At 36.2% G+C, this 22,841-nt stretch carries 24 protein-coding genes; 16 read left to right on the top strand and 8 right to left on the bottom strand.

Translation table 11 applies throughout. The annotated features are described in order from the left end of the window. Nucleotides 1–95: 95 nt before the first annotated feature. The 3 genes from AACP56_RS05845 to AACP56_RS05855 are packed head-to-tail and all read left to right on the top strand — an operon-like array spanning nt 96 to nt 2,605. The gene (locus tag AACP56_RS05845) at nt 96–827 is read left to right on the top strand and encodes a polyprenol monophosphomannose synthase (protein ID WP_339336784.1); all 732 of its coding nucleotides are present in this window, start codon (nt 96–98) and stop codon (nt 825–827) included. Next, nucleotides 827–2,161 carry a dihydroorotase gene (locus AACP56_RS05850; RefSeq protein WP_339336786.1) on the top strand — a complete coding sequence of 445 codons (1,335 nt, stop codon included), beginning with the start codon at nt 827–829 and terminating at the stop codon, nt 2,159–2,161. The genes AACP56_RS05845 and AACP56_RS05850 overlap by 1 nt, the downstream gene beginning before the upstream one ends. Nucleotides 2,162–2,164: 3 nt before the next feature. Then, on the top strand, nt 2,165–2,605 hold the full coding sequence (locus AACP56_RS05855; protein ID WP_339336788.1) for a DUF4296 domain-containing protein: 441 nt from the start codon (nt 2,165–2,167) through the stop codon (nt 2,603–2,605). On the opposite strand, the gene AACP56_RS05860 is transcribed toward AACP56_RS05855, so the two are convergent. Continuing rightward, the gene (locus AACP56_RS05860; RefSeq protein ID WP_339336790.1) at nt 2,580–3,587 is read right to left on the bottom strand and encodes an NAD-dependent epimerase/dehydratase family protein; all 1,008 of its coding nucleotides are present in this window, start codon (nt 3,585–3,587) and stop codon (nt 2,580–2,582) included. The two genes, AACP56_RS05855 and AACP56_RS05860, sit on opposite strands and share 26 nt — an antisense overlap. Nucleotides 3,588–3,674: 87 nt before the next feature. On the opposite strand from AACP56_RS05860, the gene tyrS reads away from it, so the two are divergent. Further along, nucleotides 3,675–4,970 (top strand): tyrosine--tRNA ligase, encoded by a 1,296-nt coding sequence (tyrS, locus tag AACP56_RS05865; protein ID WP_339336792.1) that lies wholly within the window; start codon nt 3,675–3,677, stop codon nt 4,968–4,970. Nucleotides 4,971–5,017: 47 nt separating this feature from the next. Continuing rightward, nucleotides 5,018–5,404: a lipocalin family protein gene (locus AACP56_RS05870; protein WP_339336794.1), complete on the top strand. Its 387-nt coding sequence runs from the start codon at nt 5,018–5,020 to the stop codon at nt 5,402–5,404. 14 nt (nt 5,405–5,418) lie between these two features. On the opposite strand, the gene AACP56_RS05875 is transcribed toward AACP56_RS05870, so the two are convergent. The 5 genes from AACP56_RS05875 to AACP56_RS05895 all read right to left on the bottom strand — a co-directional run bounded on the left by AACP56_RS05875 (nt 5,419) and on the right by AACP56_RS05895 (nt 11,451). Further along, complete coding sequence (locus AACP56_RS05875; protein WP_339336796.1) at nt 5,419–6,402, bottom strand: LuxE/PaaK family acyltransferase; 984 nt, start codon at nt 6,400–6,402, stop codon at nt 5,419–5,421. A gap of 75 nt (nt 6,403–6,477) precedes the next feature. Next, nucleotides 6,478–6,801, bottom strand: coding sequence for a T9SS type A sorting domain-containing protein (locus tag AACP56_RS05880; protein WP_339336798.1), 324 nt, complete (start codon nt 6,799–6,801; stop codon nt 6,478–6,480). Between the two features lie 147 nt (nt 6,802–6,948). Further along, on the bottom strand, nt 6,949–7,254 hold the full coding sequence (locus AACP56_RS05885; RefSeq protein WP_339336800.1) for a T9SS type A sorting domain-containing protein: 306 nt from the start codon (nt 7,252–7,254) through the stop codon (nt 6,949–6,951). Nucleotides 7,255–7,403: 149 nt separating this feature from the next. After that, a complete protein-coding gene (locus AACP56_RS05890; RefSeq protein WP_339336802.1) occupies nt 7,404–8,603 on the bottom strand; it encodes a multidrug transporter in 1,200 nt (399 codons plus the stop codon). A gap of 22 nt (nt 8,604–8,625) precedes the next feature. Continuing rightward, nucleotides 8,626–11,451 carry a TonB-dependent receptor gene (locus AACP56_RS05895; protein ID WP_339336804.1) on the bottom strand — a complete coding sequence of 942 codons (2,826 nt, stop codon included), beginning with the start codon at nt 11,449–11,451 and terminating at the stop codon, nt 8,626–8,628. 184 nt (nt 11,452–11,635) lie between these two features. On the opposite strand from AACP56_RS05895, the gene AACP56_RS05900 reads away from it, so the two are divergent. After that, nucleotides 11,636–12,322, top strand: a complete 687-nt coding sequence (locus tag AACP56_RS05900; RefSeq protein ID WP_339336806.1) for a response regulator transcription factor — start codon at nt 11,636–11,638, stop codon at nt 12,320–12,322. A gap of 113 nt (nt 12,323–12,435) precedes the next feature. After that, a complete protein-coding gene (locus tag AACP56_RS05905) occupies nt 12,436–13,491 on the top strand; it encodes a sensor histidine kinase (RefSeq protein ID WP_339336808.1) in 1,056 nt (351 codons plus the stop codon). On the opposite strand, the gene AACP56_RS05910 is transcribed toward AACP56_RS05905, so the two are convergent. Beyond that, complete coding sequence (locus AACP56_RS05910; protein ID WP_339336811.1) at nt 13,416–14,528, bottom strand: glycosyltransferase; 1,113 nt, start codon at nt 14,526–14,528, stop codon at nt 13,416–13,418. The two genes, AACP56_RS05905 and AACP56_RS05910, sit on opposite strands and share 76 nt — an antisense overlap. Before the next feature lie 70 nt (nt 14,529–14,598). Between AACP56_RS05910 and trmB the strand changes: the two genes are divergently transcribed. From trmB to AACP56_RS05950, 8 genes are all read left to right on the top strand, one after another. Then, on the top strand, nt 14,599–15,270 hold the full coding sequence (gene trmB / locus AACP56_RS05915; RefSeq protein WP_339336813.1) for a tRNA (guanosine(46)-N7)-methyltransferase TrmB: 672 nt from the start codon (nt 14,599–14,601) through the stop codon (nt 15,268–15,270). 3 nt (nt 15,271–15,273) lie between these two features. After that, nucleotides 15,274–15,900, top strand: a complete 627-nt coding sequence (locus AACP56_RS05920; protein WP_339336816.1) for a LysE family transporter — start codon at nt 15,274–15,276, stop codon at nt 15,898–15,900. Next, nucleotides 15,901–16,236 carry an MGMT family protein gene (locus AACP56_RS05925; protein ID WP_339336818.1) on the top strand — a complete coding sequence of 112 codons (336 nt, stop codon included), beginning with the start codon at nt 15,901–15,903 and terminating at the stop codon, nt 16,234–16,236. It abuts the gene before it with no gap. A 117-nt stretch (nt 16,237–16,353) separates the two neighbouring features. Then, entirely contained in the window at nt 16,354–17,490 is a 1,137-nt protein-coding gene (locus tag AACP56_RS05930) for an Mrp/NBP35 family ATP-binding protein (protein ID WP_339336820.1), read from the top strand. Between the two features lie 6 nt (nt 17,491–17,496). Next, nucleotides 17,497–17,736 carry a NifU family protein gene (locus AACP56_RS05935; protein ID WP_339336822.1) on the top strand — a complete coding sequence of 80 codons (240 nt, stop codon included), beginning with the start codon at nt 17,497–17,499 and terminating at the stop codon, nt 17,734–17,736. 66 nt (nt 17,737–17,802) lie between these two features. Further along, nucleotides 17,803–18,861, top strand: a complete 1,059-nt coding sequence (locus AACP56_RS05940; RefSeq protein WP_339336825.1) for an NAD(P)/FAD-dependent oxidoreductase — start codon at nt 17,803–17,805, stop codon at nt 18,859–18,861. 33 nt (nt 18,862–18,894) lie between these two features. Further along, on the top strand, nt 18,895–19,242 hold the full coding sequence (locus tag AACP56_RS05945; RefSeq protein WP_339336827.1) for a four helix bundle protein: 348 nt from the start codon (nt 18,895–18,897) through the stop codon (nt 19,240–19,242). A 43-nt stretch (nt 19,243–19,285) separates the two neighbouring features. Continuing rightward, nucleotides 19,286–19,618: a ferredoxin gene (locus AACP56_RS05950; RefSeq protein WP_339336829.1), complete on the top strand. Its 333-nt coding sequence runs from the start codon at nt 19,286–19,288 to the stop codon at nt 19,616–19,618. Between the two features lie 291 nt (nt 19,619–19,909). Here AACP56_RS05950 and AACP56_RS05955 read toward each other — a convergent pair whose 3' ends face one another. Next, the gene (locus tag AACP56_RS05955; protein ID WP_339336831.1) at nt 19,910–21,649 is read right to left on the bottom strand and encodes an ABC transporter ATP-binding protein; all 1,740 of its coding nucleotides are present in this window, start codon (nt 21,647–21,649) and stop codon (nt 19,910–19,912) included. A 131-nt stretch (nt 21,650–21,780) separates the two neighbouring features. On the opposite strand from AACP56_RS05955, the gene AACP56_RS05960 reads away from it, so the two are divergent. Further along, nucleotides 21,781–22,830 (top strand): TPM domain-containing protein, encoded by a 1,050-nt coding sequence (locus AACP56_RS05960; protein ID WP_339336833.1) that lies wholly within the window; start codon nt 21,781–21,783, stop codon nt 22,828–22,830. Nucleotides 22,831–22,841: the final 11 nt, after the last annotated feature.

Genomic DNA, 22,841 nt, shown 5'->3' on the forward strand with positions numbered 1-22,841 from the left:
ATGGGCAGATAGGATTTTAGAACCTTAATCTAAAAAATGGATCTTAGAAATTAGGCTGATAAAAAACACTATTTTTACTCTCTAATTAAAATTCAGTGGCTGACGGACTAGTTATCATACCTACATATAACGAAATTGAAAATATAGAGGCCATCGTTAGAACGGTTTTTGACCTTAAAAAGGATTTTCATGTTTTGGTGGTTGATGATAATTCACCAGATGGTACAGCTGATAATGTTAAGCAACTTCAAGAAGAGTTTACAAATCGGTTATTTTTAGAAGTAAGAAAAGAAAAATCCGGGTTGGGGACTGCTTATATCCATGGTTTTAAATGGGCACTCCAAAACAACTACGACTATATTTTTGAGATGGATGCGGATTTTTCGCATAAACCAAGTGACTTATCTAGGTTGCATAGGGCATGTGTAAACGGAGCAGATGTAGCTATTGGATCACGCTACAAGAAAGGGGTAAATGTAGTAAATTGGCCATTGTACAGAATTTTATTGTCCTATGGAGCATCTTTCTACGTGAAGCTAATTACTGGGATGCGAGTACATGATCCAACCGCTGGCTTTATTTGTTACAAAAGAAAGGTTTTAGAAGCTATTGATTTGGACGCAGTACGTTTTATAGGATACGCGTTTCAGATTGAAATGAAATATAGGGCCTACTTGAAGAAGTTTAAAATAGAGGAGGTTTCCATAATATTCACTGATAGGGTAAATGGGGAATCAAAAATGAATTCGTCAATTATAAAAGAAGCCATTTTTGGGGTAATTGGAATGAAATTTAGAAGTATGTTCAATAAAAACAGCTTTAAGTAATGAGAAGAATGCTGATCAAAAACGCTAAAGTTGTAAATGAAGGTAAAACCTTTGAAACAGATATTCTCCTTAAAGATGATTTCATCGAGAAAATAGATGCTGATATTTCTGATGGAAACGCAAAAACCATTGATGTTTTCGGGAATTATGTTTTACCAGGAATAATAGATGACCAAGTACATTTTCGCGAACCTGGTTTAACACGCAAAGGAGATATCGAGAGTGAAAGTAGAGCCGCTATAGCTGGTGGTATAACAACTTTTATGGAACAGCCTAATACTAATCCGCAAACTACTACCATTGAAAAGCTGGAAGAAAAGTTTGCCTTGGCCTCTAAATCTTCCTTTGCGAATTATTCCTTTTTATTTGGAGGAACTAACGATAATCTTGAAGAACTTAAAAGATTGGACCCTAAAAGTTGTTCTGGGGTAAAGCTGTTTTTGGGTTCTTCAACTGGAAATATGCTTGTTGATGATGAAAAAGTATTGGAACAGATATTTTTAAATACGGAATTGGTAATTTCTACCCATTGTGAGGACGAAGGTACAATTAGAAAAAATTTAGCCAAATATCAAGCTGAATATGGAGATGACATTCCTGTTGAATACCATCCTATAATCCGAAGCGAAGAGGCCTGCTATTTATCTTCCTCAAAGGCAATAGCACTTGCTAAAAAAACTGGTGCTAGATTACATGTTTTTCATCTATCAACTGGCAAAGAGACCCATTTGTTCACGAATGATATTCCCCTAGAAGATAAAAAGATTACTGCTGAGGTTTGTATCCACCATCTTTGGTTCAGTGATACTGATTATAAAGACAAAGGAACCTTGATCAAATGGAATCCAGCAGTTAAAACTGCTAATGACAGAGATACACTTTGGGATGCTTTATTGGATGATAGGATAGACGTTATTGCCACTGATCATGCTCCACATTTATTGTCTGAGAAAGAAAATCCATATACAAAAGCCCCATCCGGAGGACCTCTAGTGCAGCACGCTTTGCCAGCTATGTTACAAAAACATGCAGAGGGAAAGATTTCTATTGAAAGAATAGTTGAAAAGATGTGCCATAACCCTGCAAAGCTTTTTGATATTGAAAAGCGAGGTTATGTAAAAGAAGGTTTTTGCGCTGATTTAGTTGAGGTTAACTTAAACTCCAAATGGGAAGTTAAAAAAGCTAATATTTTCTATAAATGCGGATGGTCACCTTTTGAAGGTATTACTTTTGATAGTTCCGTTAAGCGTACTTTTATAAATGGACATCTTGCTTATGAAAATGGAAAACTTTCAAACAAAAAGCACGCAAAACGTTTAACTTTTAATAGATAACCCATGCGTTTGGCGATTACTTTTTTATGTCTTTTTTTGTTGTTAGCCTCATGTGGAGAAAAGGTAATTGAACCGCCTGAAAATTTAGTCTCAAAAGAAAAAATGGCTGCTATCTTATATGATTTGGCCATTTTAAATAGTACCAAAGGAACCAATCCCACTATCCTAAAAAAAAATAGTATTGAGGTAATGCCATTTATTTTTGAAAAGCATGGTATTGATAGCACTCAATTTGCTGAGAGTGATTTGTATTATGCTTCCATTCCTTTGGAATATCAAAATATATATGAATCCGTAGAGGCCAGATTGGAGAGTGAGGTTAAGTTTTTAGAAGATGAAAAGAAGCGTAAAAATGATAGTATCAGTAATGCTTCTAAAAAACGAAGGGATAGTTTGAACAATAAAATTAAGCTTCCAATCAATGATTCTCTTCCAAAAAAGTAGTTCCACAAAACTTGATGGTTTTGTCTAAATCATGAAACTCAAATCCAATATCTTTTTTAATTTTTTTGCTATTGTAATTAGAAGAAAGATTTAAGGATTCCGCCATTTTTTTGGATAACCCCCTTGGCATGCCTGTAAGTAGGGATTTTAACCAATCCAATCTCCAAAGAATATCCAGTTGCCATTTTTTTAATAAGCGCTTAGGGGGCTTTTTATCTAAAGAATTGGCGATCTCTATGATGGCTTCTTGATAGGATAGATTTTTTGAAACGAGGATATAGCGTTGATTTATAAAATTAGAATTCATCAAGTCTAGCATAGCATCAACTACATCTGTTACAGCTACAAACCCAGTTTTTCCTTGGGTATAAAAACGCAATCCCTTGTAAATTTTTTTAAACAATGAGCCGCTTCCATTGCTCCAAAATCCTGGCCCTAGAATGACCCCTGGATTTACTATAATTGCTTTTACTCCTTCTTGGGAACCTCGCCAAACCTCCATTTCAGCTTGGTGTTTTGAAAGGGCATAGACATTTGCGGTAGCTTCGTTAAATTCTGTGGTTTCATCCGCAGGTTTCTTGTCAATTGGGTTTCCAATAGTGGCAATGGAACTTACATAGCACAGCTTTTGAACGTTATGTGCTATACAAAGATTAACGATATTGCAAGTCCCTTGTGCATTGACTTTAAACAGTTTCTTTCTGTCCTTTGGGTCAAAAGAAATTAGTGCAGCACAATGATAAACATGGTTAACACCATCAAATACAATTTCTAATATGGGAATATCATTTATATCACATTTAACCCATTCGATAGTTTTTAAAAGGTTTTCTGGTTCATCGGTATAATAGCCAAAGACTTTTTTGGTCAGTTGAATCTTGTCTTCATTACGATAAGTAGCTCGAATTTTATTGCCCTTCTTCGCTAAGCTATACAATAAGTGTGAACCTACTAAACCAGTCCCTCCAGTAACTAAAATCATACTCAAAAGTACCTATTTGCAACTAATTTTATTAGCTAAGAACGCACAACATTCTATATTTGTAGCTATTGAAAAGCTAAAAGTAAAATGATCAAGGATTTTGTTGAAGAATTAACATGGAGGGGAATGGTGCACGATGTTATGCCAGGGACCGACAAACATTTAATGTCTGGGATGCAGGCCGCTTATGTGGGAATAGATCCAACAGCAGATTCATTGCACATTGGTCATTTAGTTGGTGTAATGATGTTGCGTCATTTTCAATTGGCTGGACATAAGCCTTTTGCATTAGTGGGCGGAGCAACAGGTATGATAGGTGACCCTTCTGGAAAGTCTGCAGAACGTAATTTGTTGGACGAAAAGACCTTAAGACATAATGAAGATGCTTTAAAAGAGCAATTGTCCCGTTTTTTAGATTTTGATAGTGATGCTGACAATGCGGCTATTTTGGTCAATAATTATGATTGGATGAAGGATTTTTCCTTTTTGGAGTTCATTCGTGATGTGGGAAAACATATTACTGTTAATTATATGATGTCCAAGGATTCTGTAAAAAAGAGACTCTCTTCAGATGCAAAAGAAGGAATGTCCTTTACTGAATTTACCTATCAACTGGTTCAGGGATATGACTTTTTACATCTTTTTAGAACGCATAACTGTACGCTCCAGATGGGTGGTAGTGACCAATGGGGAAATATTACCACTGGAACAGAACTAATAAGAAGGATAGACGGAGGAAAAGGTTACGCCCTTACTTGCCCATTAATTACTAAAGCAGATGGTACTAAGTTTGGAAAAACTGAAGGAGGTAATATTTGGTTGGATGCAAACCGTACCTCTCCTTATAAGTTTTATCAATATTGGTTGAATACTTCAGATGAGGATGCGGAGAAATACATTAAGATTTTCACATTCTTGTCTAAAGAAGAATTAACTGATTTGGTTTCAAGCCATCAAGAAGAACCCCACTTAAGAAGCTTGCAAAAGAAATTGGCCGAAGAAGTTACCAGAATGGTACACTCGCAAAAAGATTTGGATAATGCAGTCAAAGCAAGTAATATTTTATTTGGGAAATCTACTTCTGAAGATTTAAAACAATTGGATGAAAAGACTTTTTTAGATGTTTTTGATGGAGTACCACAGGCCGAAGTTGATAAATCTGAACTGGATTCAGGACTTGATATGATTGCAGCACTAGCGGCAAAAACAAACTTCTTAAAATCCAATGGGGAAGCACGTAGGGAACTAAAACAAAACTCTATCTCGGTAAATAAAGAAAAGGTTAAAGAAGATTACCTGATTACGAAATCTGATTTGATCAATGATAAGTTCGTGTTGTTACAGCGAGGTAAAAAGAACTATTTTGTTTTAGTGGTAAAATAGAAAGCAACGTTTTCTTATAGATAGTATCTAACTATAAAGTTAGACAAATGAAAAAAGTACTGATATTATTCTTGCTAATTGGTTTTGCCTCATGTTCTAACAATGATGACGAGGTTGAAGATGGTTCGTTAAATGGCCAATGGACACTTACCAATGTTATATGCTTTTGTGGTTTTCCAGACCCACCAGAATTTAATCTAACCCAACTAACTTTTGTTTCTACAAGCAATGAAGTGATAGTTTCCAACAATGGAAGTTATACTTATTTTAGAGAAGATGGCACTTATTCTTATTCTGGGAACGATAATCAAATCATATTTGAAAATGACCAATCATTTATTTTTGAAATAAATGATAATACTCTGCAATTGATATTTGTTGATGAACCTGGCATTGCAGATGATGAGGTTACGTATTCCTTTGTAAGGAGCTAATAGAGATTAATAATTTATAAAGCCATCAAATTACAGCCTCTGATATCAGAATGGTCAAATCTGCCTAAAACTTCAAAACTGCCATCTGAATAAGTTTTTCCTAAATCTTGGGTTGCAATAAAAGAACAAGAGTTGATATTGGCCAAATCAATAATATTTATCCCTCCTGTTTTTTCTACTTTTTGAATTTCCAAAGGGTTTTCGGTATCTCTAGTTACTATTTTCATCCATGGAGGACAGTTAAAAGTTCCATTTCCCATAGAATACGCTTGGGACAATAGTTCTGTCATCCCATATTCAGAATGTATGTACGCTACCCCAAAGCCTTTTTTTAGAATCTCATGGAGTTCACTTCTTATAAGTTCTTTACGTCTACCTTTCATTCCGCCAGTTTCCATAACAATAGTATTGTTAAGACTAAATTGAAATTGTTCTACCAAATCCAATAGTGCAAAAGAAACTCCAATGAGGAGGGTTTTAGTACCGGCGCTTTCTAATTGGTTCAACTTTTCTTTTAATGCTCGTACATCATGCAAATAAAACCCACTGTCTGTATGATTGGATTTTGAAATCAAGTCATCTACCATATAGATGAGGGACGAGCCTTCGCGTTCTAGATAGGAAGGCAAAAGTGCAAGAACACAATAATCTTCAATTGGCCCATAAAAATGTTGGAATCCCTTTAAATAGCTTTTTTCATAAATGTTAATATCAGTCACTTGGTGTTTGCTGGTAGCTGTTCCAGTAGTTCCACTACTTTCGAAAACAATTTTTGGTGCATCGGTAGACGAAACAATTTTTTTGGATTTAAAAAATTCAATGGGAAGAAATGGTATGTTGGAAACTTCCTTTACGTACTGAGGAGTTTTGTTAAGGTGATTACAAAAAGTTTGATAAACGGTGTTGTTTCGGTATTGAAATTTGAATACTTCATACGCCAACAAGTCAAAATCGCCAGCGTTTTTAATTAAAAAAATAGAATCAATACTTGGTTTCATGTACTTGGCAAAATTAGCCAAATAAAAAGCCCCTTCCAATGAAGAAAGGGGCTTTAAGTTTGATTAGTAAGGCTGTTATTTTACAACGAGCTTTCTCGTCATGGTTTTTTTATCTTCAGTTACTTGTAAAACATAGACACCTGGAACAAGTCTAGAAATGTCCAATGTGTTCGTACTTATTTTATCAACCAGCACAATTTCACCAAAAACATCATAAATCTTAATGCTCTTGTTTCCGTTAGAGGTCGTGGTTATATACACTTCTTCCCCATAAGCGGGGTTAGGGTACATTTTAAAACCTTTTACTTCTTTTTGTTTTGCGTCGTTCACGGTTACCAGTTCTTGTCCATAGGATAGCAGTGGTAAAACCAATAATGCAATAAAGTAGATTTTCTTCATGTTCAAGATTTGGGATAACTGAAGTAAAATTACTCAAAGACAGCATGTTGCACTATTTTATGTTGTGAAATGAAATGCTTTGGTGGTCAGCACGATGAAGTGCAAAAATCATCGGTAAAATAAAGTATTAAGGGAGTGGTTTTGTAACTATTTGATGACAAGTTTTCTTGTAGCCATCTTATCTTTTTCCAAAACACGCAAGATATAGACCCCTTTGTCGAGATTAGAGAGGTTTAATTCCTTACCAAGAATAGTGGTTTCCAATACCTTGGTTCCCAAAACATCAAAAACATGAATTTGTTTTGGAGCATTTTGGGCAGTACTGATAAATATTTTACCGTTGGTAACAGGATTAGGATAAAGTTTAAATCCTTCAATATCACCCTTGGTCTGGTTTTGGGAAAAACCAAACGAACAAACCAAAAAGAAGAGAACTAAGTAGAGTTGCTTCATATAAAGTATTGGTTACAAAGGGTATGCCACAAATATAAAAATTTGAAGAAGGAACTACCCGTTAGATAAAGATAAATCCCACATTTTTCGATGAACTGCACAAAAAAGCCCCGGAAAACGGGGCTTTTTAATAAGAAAATGCCTAATTCTTAGTTTATACCTACGGTCCAGCCTGCTCCCCAAGTAGCAATATCTGTTCCTGTTCCATTCCCTACACCAGTAATAACATCCGCTTCGGCAAAGGTGAAACCAGTGTCATTCTTTAGCGTAGTAGTTACGTTATTGAAAGTAACATCTACAATATTTAACAAATCATCTAATACCCCTTGACCTGTAGGGTTGTCTCCAGCATCACCATCTAGATCAAATCCTTCATCAAAATCTGTAAGTACTACATTGGTAAAGATACCTTGAGTTCCAGCACGTAATCTTATAGCTTCACTTCCGTCATTAGCACCTATTACAGTTACGTTAGTAACATTAGGAGCAGAAAAGTAACCACCTTCATTACTAAAATCTGTATTATAACCGTCACATTCAAAAGCTTTGTCATGAGAAGCTCCGTGCTGAACATAAACATCAGTTAGAGTTCCAGTAAAACCTTCTGTCCAGTCAATAGAATCATCTTCAGAGTTTACAACAACTAAGTGACTTGCATTTACAGTTCCACCAAAGAACTCAAAACCATCATCAGAACCTTCAAATATCTGAACATAATCTATAGTTGTTCCACTACCCACACCGTAAACAGATAAACCATTTAACTCGGCATTACCATCAATAGCACCTCCTGCATATTCTATACGTAAATATTCTACATTACCAGAATTATCTGTAGGTACATTCCCTCCATAAGAAAGACCACCGACTTCAGAAGTTGCAGTATCTTCAGAACCATCTGCTGTGGAATTAATTGGAGCTCTACCGCAAAGCACTAAACCACCCCAATCACCAGAAGACGGTGTAGCCGCGTTTGAAGTTAATACAATTGGATTACTTGCAGTACCAACTGCGTTGATTCTTGCACCTTGTTGTATTGCAATATATGCATTAACACCAACTGGTTGCGCTTTGATGGTCATTCCAGCAGGAATTGTAAACGTAGTTCCGTCAGCAATAAGAACAGGACCTGTAACTATATATTCATTAGCTGGGTCTAAAGTTAAATCTTGGGTGTAAACACCACTCAAATTAACAGTGGTAGCACCTGGATCTGGATCACCACCACCAGTAGTATTGTTAGTCGTGGTAACGCTGTTATCATTGATAACAATGTCTGAGGTATCATCGCTCTCGCAAGACATAAATAAAGCAGCGGCTATACCTAAAAATAAAAACTTGTTTTTCATTGTTTTGAGTTTAAAAAAATAATTAAAATTTATATTTAAGGGTTAGCCCTATGTTAACCCCAAGATTATACTCTCGAATTACGATATCTCCGATACCGGTATTTTCACGTACAAAAGAAATATCTGGATCTAAAATATTCTTTGCAGTTAGATTTGCTTCAAAGTGTTCTCCAAAAGAGTTCCTCCAGACAAAATCTAGAGTAGGAACAGCTCTTTCAACAATATTTCCAAGACTTCCTCCACCTAAAGAAAAAATCCTGTCAGAGAAATAGGAAAAGACAACAGTTGCTTTAGGCTTATAAGTGCCAAAGGTTGGACTATAGTTCAAATCCGCATTCACGATAAAGGGAGAGGCCCCTTCTAATTCATCTGAGTCACGACCGAATGTTGTGCCAAAAGTATTTTCAGTTCCTGCAGGAATGTCTTTTAAATCTTGCTCAGTATTAATGTACGCAGCATTTAAACCTGCAGATACAATCGCATTATCATCGGCATCCGTAAGCAAGTTTTTACGAAGCTCAAGTTCAACACCATAAATGTCTGCTTGGTCACCTGTTCTAAAATAGCGTTGCGTTCCAGTTGCATCTGCAGCAACAACTCTATTCACAGGATCTTTAATAGTCTTTGCGAAAGCTGCAAGTGAAATAATCTCACCACGCTCCAAAAACCATTCGTATTTTAAATCAAAATTGTATACATCCGAATAGGTTGCACCTGTACCATTTAAACCTCCCAATAAATCTGGATTACCACCAACCCTTTGTGTTACTGATTCATATACAAAAGGGGCTACTTCTTTAAATTCTGGGAAAGATGCGGTCTTACTTGCCGCAAAACGAAGATTAGAATCTTCATTAATCGCATATTTTACATTTAAGCTAGGTAGAAATATATTTTCATAAACATCTCTAAAACCAGGATCTGTTGGGCTAATATTAATTACATCGTAGACAACGCTTTGGTCAAATGTTTCTATTCTTATCCCAGGAACAAAAGTCCATTTTTCCCCCACCCCAAGTTCGGCGGTGACATATGCTGCATGAACGTTAAGATTACCTTTATAAGTGTTCTCAGGTAGTCCAGGCCTGTTTCTATTTCCAATTTCATTATTTATTGGATTAAGAACTAATAAGTCATAAAGTCCGCTGCCAGAAGGGATATTAATATTGTTTACATTAAAAATACTGTTGAAGTTGTTTACATCGGTCACAGGAGTATTATCTCTATCCTGAATTTCATAACCATAACGGATACTATTGAACCTACGTTCTTTTCTTCGACCATTGTATCCAAAATTCCATTTTACTTTTTCAGAAGCTTGGTATCCAAAGTTAATAAAGCTATTAAGTTCATCGTCTTCTATACTTTGAAAAAAGCGTTGATTATCAAAAGGTATATTGGTATAAAAAACTGGGTTTGTATTGGGGTCATTATCTAGTGAGAGTTGGTAATTTTCTAAAGTGATACGTTTTCTATCCGGTTCATCAGAAAACACTTTGTTAAAACCTGCACCCCAGTCCAAAGACCATTTTTCGTCAAACTTATGTTGACCAGTTAACTGGTTCACAAAAATCATGTCTTGATTGAACTGAACGTTCATTACATAAAAGCCTTGATCCGTATCAATAATAGCATCTCGGTTTGTACCTTGACCGTTAATGCCATATAAACCAACAGCATCTGAAGAACTATTAATGAATAAAGATGTATACTTTAATCTGTTTTCGTTGTTAATTTTATAAGTAAGACTGCCTAATGCGGTTGTTGTTGTACTATATGCAAATTCCCTTACGTTCGGAAAGTCTACTTTTAGAACATTGGTAAAATCCCTTGCGGGACCTTCCCAAATTTGATAACCGTTTTCAAAACTTGCAGCACCAAAGAAACTTAGCCTTGAGTCGTCATTCAAGTCCCAAGAATAGCCACCTTCTATTGTAGCAGAAATATTAATTGGACTCCATGCTTCCTGTGGGTCAACACCATGGGAAAGTACAATTGCAAAAGGGTCATTGTCATATCTATTGTAAAAACCGAAGTTGCTTGGTCCTTCACTTCTTAAAAAATCTTCTCCAGCGGCATTACTATTAACACCGCTCCCCAGTGCAATCTCTATGTAACCGTCTCCAGTATATTCCTTTGAGTCAATATTTACATTTCCTGCTGAAAAGTCACCGTAAAGTGTAGAAGCAAATGCTTTACGTACAGAAACATTCTCAATAATTCCAGAAGCAAATAAATCAAGGTCTATATTTTTTTTGTTGACATCGTTAGAAGGTAATGATAGGCCATTCATTGTTGTGTTCTGGTAACGGTCCCCTAAGCCTCTTACATAGACATTGCTGGAACCTTGTTGTTTTGATATCCCTGAAATTTGCGCTACGGCCCCAGCCGCATCATCAATTCCTTTTAGAGTAAGTGCTTCGGCACTGATTGCTTCTTGAAGAATTACGGCATTTTTCTGCTCTAAAAGCAATGCTATCTCTGAATCTTTTCTTGCTGATGTCGTAATTACTACTTCATCCAAAGCAAAACCCTGGGAAGCACTCATGGGGACATTAACAGTGGTAACCTTATCTGCAACTACCTGCACATTTGGTATTTCAACAGTCTCATACCCTAAGTAACTATATTGTACTGTGTAAACACCGGGTTCTAGATTGGATATTTCATACAAGCCATCAAAGTCTGAAGTTGTTCCCGTTGTAGTACCCTTTATTAAGACATTAGCAAAAGCTAAAGGTTCGTTGTTAAGTTCCTTATCAGTAAGTTTTCCAATAATACTACCTGTTTGCTGAGAAAATATGGTTGTTGAACAAAGTAACGCTAACAAAGCGAGGATGTTTTTCATTGTCTTAGTAGTTATTTAACGCGGGGCAAAGAAAGACATGGGTTGTAAAAGCTGTGTAAGCAACAGGTTAAGAGTTTATTTTTAAAATATTATCATAATGTTACCACATTAAATCAATGTTAAGTAGTAAAAGTGTAATTGTATTATCTTTACATTTGGGAGGATAACTAATGAAAGCCAACAGATGAAAACCAATGATATTAGGATACTTCTAGTTGATGATGAGCCAGACATTCTTGAAATTATAAGCTACAACTTATCCTCAGAAGGCTATGATGTTTACACTGCCAAAAATGGAGTAGAAGGGGTCGCAAAAGCTAAGAAAAAACACCCACACCTTATTATTTTGGATGTTATGATGCCCGAAATGGATGGTATCGAAGCCTGCGAGATAATGCGAAGTACTCCTGGTCTAGAAAATTCTATCATTACTTTCTTGACTGCACGTGGAGAAGATTATTCCCAAGTTGCAGGTTTTGATGCTGGCGCAGACGATTATATTACCAAACCCATAAAACCCAAGGTTTTGGTGAGTAAGGTAAAGGCGCTATTAAGAAGACTGAAAGAGGATAAAGGGGATTCAGAAGATATTGTGAAAGTTGGGAATATTGTCATTAATCGTGAGGAATATAAAATTGTCAATGATGGTAAGGAAATTATCTTACCGCGTAAGGAGTTTGAGCTTTTATCTTTATTAACATCCAAACCCAGTAAGGTCTTTAAAAGAGAGGTTATCTTGGATAAAGTTTGGGGAAATGAAGTTGTTGTTGGTGGCAGAACTATTGACGTGCATATTCGAAAACTGAGAGAAAAAATAGGGGACCATCATTTTAAAACCGTAAAAGGGGTAGGGTATAAGTTTGTTCTGTAGCGAATTAATCTTATTTTTTGCTCCATAATGCTGCTCAGCAGCCTTAAAAGCCTTCTACCTAGCTAAAAAATCCCTAATTTTCCCTACAACCTATTAAACTTTAGATTAGTTAAATGGCTATTAAGCTAAAAAAGTCATACAAGTTCGCCCTGCGTTCATCCTTATTTATTTCATTATTGCTTACCGCTTTGATTGCAGGTACATTTTGGTTAACCGATCATTTGGATTGGAAGCAATTGCTCATTTTTTTCCCTTTTTCCTTTTTGGTGCCATTTATTATAATTCAAGCAAGGGTTGAGCGCTTTATCTATCGCCGGGTAAAGAAAATATATGATGATGTTTCTTTATTAGAGTCTACTTCTTTTTCTTCCAAGCCCATTACTACTGACATGAAGACATTGACCGAAGAGATTGGGAAATTTGCACAAGACAAAAAAATAGAGATTGACACCCTTAAGATAAGGGAGGAATATAGAAAAGACTTTTTAGGTAACGTTTCGCACGAGTTAAAAACACCTTTGTTTACTGTACAGGGATATATTCTAACCTTGTTGGATGGCGCTATAAAGGACAATAAGGTAAATGAGAAGTATCTAAAGAGGGCAAGCAAAGGGGTAGAGCGACTTATTTACATTGTAAAAGACCTAGACTTGATCACAAAGTTGGAAGTTGGAGACTTGAATCTTGAAAAAGAAGATTTTGATATTATTGAGCTGATTAAAAGTGTCTTTGAGCTTTTGGAAATGAAAGCTGCCAAAAAGCAGATTAAGTTAACCTTTGACATGGAGTATAACAATCCAATTTATGTGAGAGGTGATGCAGAAAAGATTCAACAAGTATTAACAAACCTTCTGGTTAATTCCATTAAGTACGGTCATGAAAACGGAACTACTGAAGTCAGTGTTGAGAACCTGATTAAGAATAAGGTAATTGTAAGGGTAACTGATAATGGTGAAGGAATAGCTAAGGAACATATACCAAGACTTTTTGAACGTTTTTATCGGGTGGATAAAAGTGGAAACAGAGACGTTGGAGGTTCTGGATTGGGGCTTTCAATTGTAAAGCATATTATTGAAGCACATGGAGAAAAAATCTATGTGGAAAGCGAAGTTGACGTTGGTTCGGAATTCTCCTTTACTTTGGAGAAAACAGAAAATAATCCGATGTAATCCACTGACTTTTCAAACCTTGTTAATCCATTAAAATCCTCTAAGCTATTCAATTTGTCTATCGTAAATTCTTCTTGCTTACTAAAAGGTGCTAAACCCTGTTTTTCTAATCTTTTGGCTAAATATTCCTGTTCGTACTGTCCAGGAGTTGGTATAAAAAAAGCTCTTTTCTCCAATTTTGCTAAATCCATAACAGTTGTATAACCAGACCGGCATAAAATAAGTTTACTGGAATTAATTGCATTTTCCAGTTCTTTGGACTGCATAAAGTTGACCATTGTTAAGGCCCCATTTTTCAGTTTTGAATATTCCTTAGTCTGTTTGTTTTGAATTTTCCCTTTTATAAAAAGAATGTTGCCTGTAAAGTATTGCAACTCTTTTAAAAGGTGCTCTTCTAAAAGAGTGCGTTGAGGTTCGGGACCGGATAACAATACCATTAGTTCATATACTATATCTTCCTCGTCTCTTTCAAACCTACTTAATGGTCCTAAATATTTAATATTTAGCTTCGATTTTTTTAAATGGCCTAGCCTTCCGGTCAAATTTGGTTTTCCCATAACATCGGGCACCCAACATTCAGCAAATTTTTTAATTATTTTTTGGTGCATTTTAGAACTGAACCAAGTTGTATTTCCAGATAGTACATTTAATTGGTGTGTTATAAAAACGCAGGGAACCTTTTTGGAATATACTCCCAATCTATTGTCAGAGATAATACCATCCAATTGGTGCTCTTTAACCAATTTTTTCACCTCTTTTTTCTCTTTGGTTATGGCTTTTAGCACTTTGGGCGAATCCCAAATCATTTTGATCTTAAAATTTTTCCCCTTCTCAGCATACCTAATTTTGTAGGATGATAATTTAAAAGAAGGGATATCCGGAAATTCTTTTTGTAACAGCTCTAGGGCAACACCATCCGAAGCGATATAGGGTTGATATCCATTTTCCAATAACGCATTAATAATGGGAATACATCGTGTTGCGTGTCCTAAGCCCCAATTTAAGGGAGCTACCAAAATTCTTTTTGAATTGGTCATAAATACAAAGGAACGCCTTCATGATAAGTTTTGGTTTTCCTTAGTTTTGTGAAAACATTAAATTTTTGTTTTGGGTAGTAAGAATAAATTAAAAAGATTTGCCGAGAACGAGACATTCCCCAACGTAATTCAGCCTACCAGAGAAGAAGTTGTCAATGGATTTGAATTTAGCGGAAAATGGAGCTCTTTTTTTAAAAATGATAACCCAATAGTTTTGGAACTAGGCTGTGGAAAAGGGGAATATACAGTAGGCTTAGCAAAGCTAAATTCTGGTAAGAACTACATTGGGATTGATATTAAAGGAGCACGTTTTTGGAGAGGGGCCAAGACAGCTTTAGAAGAAAATTTGGATAATGTAGCTTTTGTGAGAACCCAAATAGAACTGGTAGATGAGCTATTTTCTAAAGATGAGGTTTCAGAAATATGGATAACATTTCCAGACCCTCAAATTAAGTACAAGCGTACCAAGCATAGAATGACCAATGAAGTTTTCTTGAACAAATATCAAAAAGTCTTGAAACCAGGAGGAATCATGCATTTAAAAACCGATAGTGAGTTCATGCATGGGTATACGCTTGGGTTATTGCATGGATTGGGGCATGAAATCATTTATGCCAACCATGATGTCTATAAAAATGAGGGAAGCCCAAATGAAGTACTGAAAATTCAGACATTCTACGAAAATCAGTATCTTGAAAGAGGAAAACCAATCACCTACATTCAATTTCGAATGTCCAACTAAACTATGCAGCTAATAATTCTGTTTTTTGCCACTTTTTCGGCAGCTTTTTTGGCGTCAGCACCTCCAGGTTTGCTGAACGTAAATGCTGCTAAAACAAGTGTTGAGAAAGGAAAATCAAATGGGGTAATGTTTGGTTTGGGCGTGGCAGCAATGGTTATGTTGCAGACTTACCTAGCTGTTAGAATCGCTAAATACCTTTCTAGAAACCCAGATGTTGTGGCAATGCTTATGCAGATTGCAATAGTAGTATTTGCCATACTGGCTATTTTTTTCTTTTTCAAAGCAAGAAAAGAAGGAGCTCAGCCAATTGAATTAAAAGAGGGTAAAAAAAGAAATAGTTTCTCCAAGGGAATGTTTCTGGCAGCAATCAATCTATTGACAGTGCCCTACTACAGCGGAATTAACTCTTTGTTCCATGGACAGGGTTTTATGAATTATGAGGTTGTAGATGAGATCATTTTTATTTTAGCAGCCGGTTTGGGAACCTTTCTAGTGATGTATTTGTATGTCTTTTACTTTAATAAAATGGAGCGTAAAACAAGCAAGTTCTCTAAAAAATCCAACTATATTTTAAGTGGATTGATGCTGGTTTTGTTAACCATTACCCTAATCCGTGTTTTTTATCATTAAATGGAAGAAAAGAATTTTTTTGATAAGGTTTATGAGGTGGCACAGCAGATTCCTTACGGTCGAGTAACATCTTATGGAGCAATTGCCAAATATTTGGGAGCTGCTCGTAGTGCTAGGATGGTAGGTTGGGCAATGAATAATTCTTTGGCTAAGGATGTGCCGGCACACCGAGTCGTAAACAGGGTCGGATTACTTACTGGTAAGCAACATTTTGAAGGCACTAATCTTATGCAGCAACTCCTCGAAAATGAAGGAATCGAAGTTGTGGATAACCAAATAACGAACTTTCAAAAACACTTTTGGGATCCGGGGAAAGAATTGGAACCTTATTATTGATAAAGCACACTTATCTTATCATCTCCATTTCCAATGCAACTACTTCACAATCTAAACACTACGCCGTATCTTTGTAATTTAGAATCAGTTTAAACGACTGTGCTACAAATTTGAGGTATGAAGATTGAAAAGAAAGCGGTTTTAAAAGCATTGGAAAACATCACGGTTCCTGGAGAAGGTCAGAATATGGTTGAGAGTGGTGCTGTGACCAATGTGCAAATTTTTGGGGATGAAGTAGAGGTTGATGTTACTATTAAAAACCCAAGTCTACAAGCTAAAAAGAAAACTGAAGTGGAAATCTTAAAGATTATCCATGAAAAAGTATATGAGAAAGCTAAGATTAAGGTCAATTTAAAGGTTGATGCTCCTTCGAAACCTAAAGTGAACGAGATAAAAGGGAAACCAATTCCTGGCATTCAAAACATTATTGCAGTAGCCTCTGGTAAAGGAGGAGTGGGTAAATCTACGGTTACAGCAAATTTAGCAGTTACCTTAGCTAAAATGGGGTTTAATGTAGGGCTTTTAGATACGGATATATACGGACCTTCTATGCCCATTATGTTCGATGTGGCTTTGGAAAAACCACTTTCCATAAATGTGGATGGTAAGAATAAAATGAAGCCTGTAGAGAACTATGGTGTTAAATTATTATCAATAGGTTTTTTTACACAACCCAATCAAGCAGTTATTTGGCGTGGACCTATGGCTTCTAAAGCATTGAACCAAATGATTTTTGATGCACATTGGGATGAGCTGGACTTTTTATTACTGGATTTGCCTCCAGGAACAGGGGATATCCATTTAAGCATTATGCAGTCATTACCAGTTACTGGAGCGGTGGTTGTAAGTACGCCACAAGAGATTGCATTGGCTGATGCCCGAAAGGGAGTGGCTATGTTCCAGCAAGAAGCCATTAATGTCCCAGTCTTGGGTATTGTAGAGAATATGGCCTATTTTACCCCAGAAGAGTTGCCTGACAACAAATATCATATCTTTGGTAAGGACGGTGCCAAACACCTAGCTGAAGATTTAAGTGTTCCTTTCTTAGGCGAGATTCCATTAGTGCAAAGTATTCGAGAAGCAGGCGATGTAGGTAGACCAGCTGCATTACAAACGGCAACTCCAACAGAGGAAGCTTTTGAGGAATTAACTAAGAACGTAGTACAAGAATTGGTGAGAAGAAATACGGCTTTACCCCCAACAGAAGCTATCAAAATTACAACAATGGCAGGTTGTTCTGCTGTTAAAAAATAAATGCTCATGACATCAGAAGAAGTTAGAATAAATGTAGAGAAAGCACTTGAGGAGATTCGTCCTTTTTTACAGAGCGATGGTGGTGATATTTCATTAATATCTATTGATGACGATAAGTCTGTAAAGGTAAAATTAGAGGGCAACTGTATTGGGTGTAGCGTAAATCAAATGACTTTAAAGAGTGGTGTGGAGATGACCATTAAAAAATACGCACCTCAAATTGAAGAAGTTGTCAACCTAAGCTAACCTGATAAAAGTCATTGCTATTTTTCTTCTACAGTACTTAGTTTTGTTCAATACCAAGACGATTTCATGATTAAGACAGATATTTTAATAATTGGTGCAGGTCCCACTGGGCTTTTTGCCGTTTTTGAAGCTGGACTTTTAAAGCTCAAATGCCATTTAATAGACGCATTACCCCAAGCGGGCGGACAATGTTCAGAAATCTACCCTAAAAAACCTATTTACGATATTCCAGGATTCCCAGAGGTTATGGCTGGTGAATTGGTAGATAATTTAATGGAGCAGATAAAGCCGTTTCAGCCCGGTTTCACCCTTGGAGAGCGAGCGGATACTATTGAAAAATTGGATGATGGTTCTTTTGTAGTCACCACGAACAAAGGAACTAAACACAATGCACCTATTGTTGCTATTGCAGGAGGTTTAGGAAGTTTTGAACCTAGGAAACCCTTGTTGGAAAATTTGTCTAAATATGAGGATAATGGCATTGCTTACATCATAAAAGAACCTGAGGTTTATCGAGATAAGAGGGTGTTGATAGCTGGTGGTGGAGACTCTGCCTTAGATTGGGCTATTTTCTTAGCAGATATGGCATCTGAGGTTACTTTAGTGCATCGAAGAAACGAGTTTAGAGGTGCGTTAGATTCTGTAGAGAAGGTTCAAGAACTTAAAAATTTGGGTAAAATAAGTCTCATTACTCCAGCAGAGGTTAAGGAGTTACATGGCGTTGAAACCTTAGAAAGTGTAACTGTTCAAAAGACAGACTCAAAAGAAGATATTAAAATTGAAGTAGATAATTTTATCCCTCTTTTTGGTTTATCTCCAAAGTTAGGTCCAATAGCTGATTGGGGATTAGAGATTGAAAAAAACGCCATTAAAGTTGACAATACTTTAGATTATCAAACCAATATTCCCGGTATTTATGCCATAGGGGATGTAAATACCTACCCTGGAAAACTCAAACTGATTCTTTGTGGTTTTCATGAAGCTACACTGATGTGCCAGAGTGCTTATCAACGTATCTTTCCAGATAAAAAATATGTTATGAAATATACTACTGTAGGCGGCGTAACTGGGTTTGATGGTAGTAAAAAAGAAGCTCCGAAAGCAGTGGTTAAGTCCATAGACTAGTTTAAAAGTGAATTAGTTAAATAGTGAGTTAGTATGACTGTACAACGTTTTGAGGATTTAAAAGTTTGGCAAAAATCACAAGATTTGGCTGTTTCAATCTACAAACAGTTCTCTAATAGTAAAGATTTCGGGTTCCGTGACCAAATAACTAGAGCTTCTGTTTCTATCTCCAATAACATTGCTGAAGGTTTTGAGCGTAAGACTAATCCAGATTTTAAAAGATTTCTATATTTTTCCCTCGCTTCCAATAGTGAAGTAAGGTCGATGCTTTATTTGTCTGAAAGATTAAATTATCTAAGTAAAGAGAATTCAGCTAAATTAATCAACGAAACTAATGAGGTTTCAAAAATGCTTTTTGCTTTTATTAAATCAATGAAGTAGAACTAATTCACTAGAACACTAACTACTAATACACTAAAGGACTATGTCCGATATAAAAATCAAAATTACCGATAGAGAAGGTGTTGCTCACGAGATTGATGCCCCAACCGATATGAATATGAATTTGATGGAGGTAGTCCGTTCCTATGAATTAGCTCCCGAAGGTACCATTGGTATTTGCGGAGGAATGGCTATGTGTGCTTCTTGTCAATGTTACGTAAAATCTGATCATGAACTTCCAGAAAAATCGGATGATGAAGAAGCTATGCTTTCTGAGGCTTTTAATGTAGAGGATAACAGCCGTTTGGGTTGTCAAATCCACATGACAGATGACTTAGACGGACTTGAAGTAGAATTAGCTCCGGAAGAAGTTTAACTTCAGATAGTTTTAATAAAACAGTTCAAAATAAAAATATTTTCTTCTGGCATATGCCATTGCAAATAAGCATTTTATATATACTTTTATCGCAATGGATTTTTGGACAATCATAGCAAACCTCTCGGGAGTTTTAGCGATACTATATTTTGTTAAAGATGCTGTGGTTGTAATAAAAAACACTTTTTTCACACCTGACAAAGAGGAGTTTACTTTTTTAAAAAACCTTATTGGAGTTCAAAAGCACGATTAATTTAAGAGTTTTTAGAAAGTCTTTTTCCTAACACTAGCTTATATCCTCGCCTGATAGGTAAACAGATTATAATATCGTCCTTCACTAGCAATTAATTCATCATGGGTGCCCTGCTCTGCAATTCGTCCATTTTCAATCACTAAAATTTGGTTTGCCTTTCGGATAGTGCTTAAGCGGTGTGCAATGACGAATGTTGTTCTTCCCTTGGTGAGTTCTGCCAGACTTTTCTGAATTAAAGCCTCACTTTCTGTGTCCAAATTTGAAGTGGCCTCATCCAAAATCAAAATTCTAGGATTGGCCAAAACCGCTCTTGCTATTGCAATACGTTGTCGTTGTCCTCCAGAAAGTTTTACACCACGTTCACCTATTAAAGTATCTAAGCCATCATCAAACCTATCAGTAAACTCATCAACATAAGCGGCTTTAACGGCAGCTTTAAGTTCAGTTTCAGAAGCATTAGGTCTTGGAAACAGAATATTTTCTCTAATAGTTCCTTCAAAAAGGAAATCATCCTGTAAAACAACCCCTAAAAACTGACGGAAACTTGTTAAATCAACTTTTGCCAAATCCTTGCCATCAATAGTGATTTGACCAGAATCTGGATTTAGAAAACTAGCAGCCAAACCAGCAATGGTAGATTTACCCGAGCCGGAACTACCCACTAATGCAATTACATCTCCAGATTTTGCCTCAAAACTAATATCATGCAATACATCTTTATCTTCTTCATAGGCAAAAGACACGTCTTTAAATGTTACATCACCATGAATTTTGGAAAGTTGAATAGTGCGGTCCTTTTCATTGGCTTCAGAGATTTCGTTCATCAATTCCTCGGTCCGGTCAAGGCCAGCTAAAGCTTCGGTCAATTGGCTTCCAATATTGCTCATCTGAACTATTGGAGCTACCATCAATGCCAAAAGAAAAGTAAACTCAAAGTATTCACCTGTGGTCAATTCGCCTTGCATCATTTTATAGCCCCCATAACCCATCATAATCCCGGTTGTAGCCAATCCTAAAAGAAAAGTTGACGAACTGGTCATAACTGCTGTAGCGGTTAAGCTTTTCTTTACATTCTGGTATAGTCTTTCCACACCGCTTTCAAAAACTCTTGCCTCCTGTGCTTCCGCATTAAAACCTTTTATGACTCGAATTCCGCCTAGGGTTTCGGTCAATCTACCTTTTACTTCTGCATTAATCTTGCCTCTATCTCTAAATACAGGACGTATAATTTTAAACGCTTTTAGAGCTATGATTGCAAATAGGATTAAAGGGATAAAAGTTAATAGCGTCATTCCTGGACTAATGCGTAGCAATAAGATAAGGGAAACAACTGCGGTTATGGTTCCGCCTACCAATTGTACCAACCCAGTTCCAATAAGATTGCGAACTCCTTCAACATCGCTCATAATTCTAGAAACCAATGCGCCTGACTTCGTATTATCAAAAAATCGGATAGGCAAGGAAAGTACTTGTTTTTGTACCTGTGCTCGTAATTCAGAAATCATGTATTGCGCCTGGATGCTCAATACCTTGGTCAATAGGAAAGACATTACCGCTTGGACTAAAAACGAAAGTACAACTACAGCTACCAGAATTTTTAGAAAATCATAATCTTTATTGGGAACTATATCGTCTAAAAAGTAGCGTAATGACACTGGAGCTACAAAACTTGCGGCTTTACTTATGACGATTAATAGTAACCCAATAAAAACTAATCTTCTTCTGGGCCATATGATGGTCTTAAATGCTTTTAATATGCTTACTTTTTTAGATGCCATGAAAAATGTTTTCAAAAAGGATTTGCAAGTTACTTTAAAATGTAAGATTTGAAGGTGGTGTTTTAAGCTGATTTGCTTAAATAACTCTGCTATATTTGGCATACCATAACTGCCAGTAGTATTTTTAGAGTATGTCTAGGATTAAAAAGACTTTTCTTCTTTTAATATTGTTTTTCACATTTTGTGTCAGTGCGCAAGAAAAGTACCCTCAATTATCTGAGATAGTTACCGATAGTGCTCGAATGTTTACTCAAAACCAATTAAGAGAACTTCAAACAAAGCTCACTGATTTTGAGACTGAAACTTCAAATCAGCTCGTAATATTGACCATCCGCGAATTGGGTTATGAAACCATTGAAACCTACGCAAATGGTACTTTTAACCAAAATGGTTTGGGTCAAAAAGATAAGGACAATGGTATTTTAATCTTATTCTCTAGTGGTGACAGAGAGGTCCGGATTGAAGTTGGTTATGGCCTAGAACCCTATATTACAGATGCGGTCGCTTCTAGGATTATACGCAACACTATGATTCCGAATTTCAAGGAGGAACGTTATTTTGATGGTATAGATAAAGCTACTGATGAACTGATTCTATATTTAAACAATCCAGAAGCACTCGAGGAATTTAAAGCCGAAATTGAAGCTAGTGAAAATAGAAATAAGAATTTAGGGATAGTCTTTTTGATTGGATTTTTATCACTTTTTATGGGAGTTGGAGGTTTCTTCTTCTATAAATCTTACCGAAATTTAATAGAGGTATTTAGAGGCATGCTCATTGGTAAGTTAGGTGTTCTTCCAGGTCTTTTTATGATTCCTTTTGCTTCGATTACAGTGATTTTTGGGCTAATTTTTATACTAGTGCCATTAGTGATAGGCTTTTCTTTTTTTGAGTTTGATTTAGAAGACTATTTTTATTTATTGGATAAACCCAGTAATTTATTATGGCTTTTACTACCATTTTTCGGAATTACGATGCTAATAGCATTAATCAAAATACGCCTTTTTGGAAAAGAGGAGTTGAAAATTTCTTGGTTAAAGAATAATAAAAGCTATATGCGCAAAACTTTTTCATCTTCTGGTTCTCACTCTTTTGGTTGCAGTTCTTCAGGGAGTAGTTCTGGAGGGTTCTCTGGTGGTGGAGGTAGTTCTGGAGGTGGCGGTGCTAGTGGAAGTTGGTAATTAGCAAATAG

The organism is Croceitalea sp. MTPC6, assembly GCF_036985525.1.
Taxonomy (GTDB): Bacteria; Bacteroidota; Bacteroidia; order Flavobacteriales; family Flavobacteriaceae; genus Croceitalea.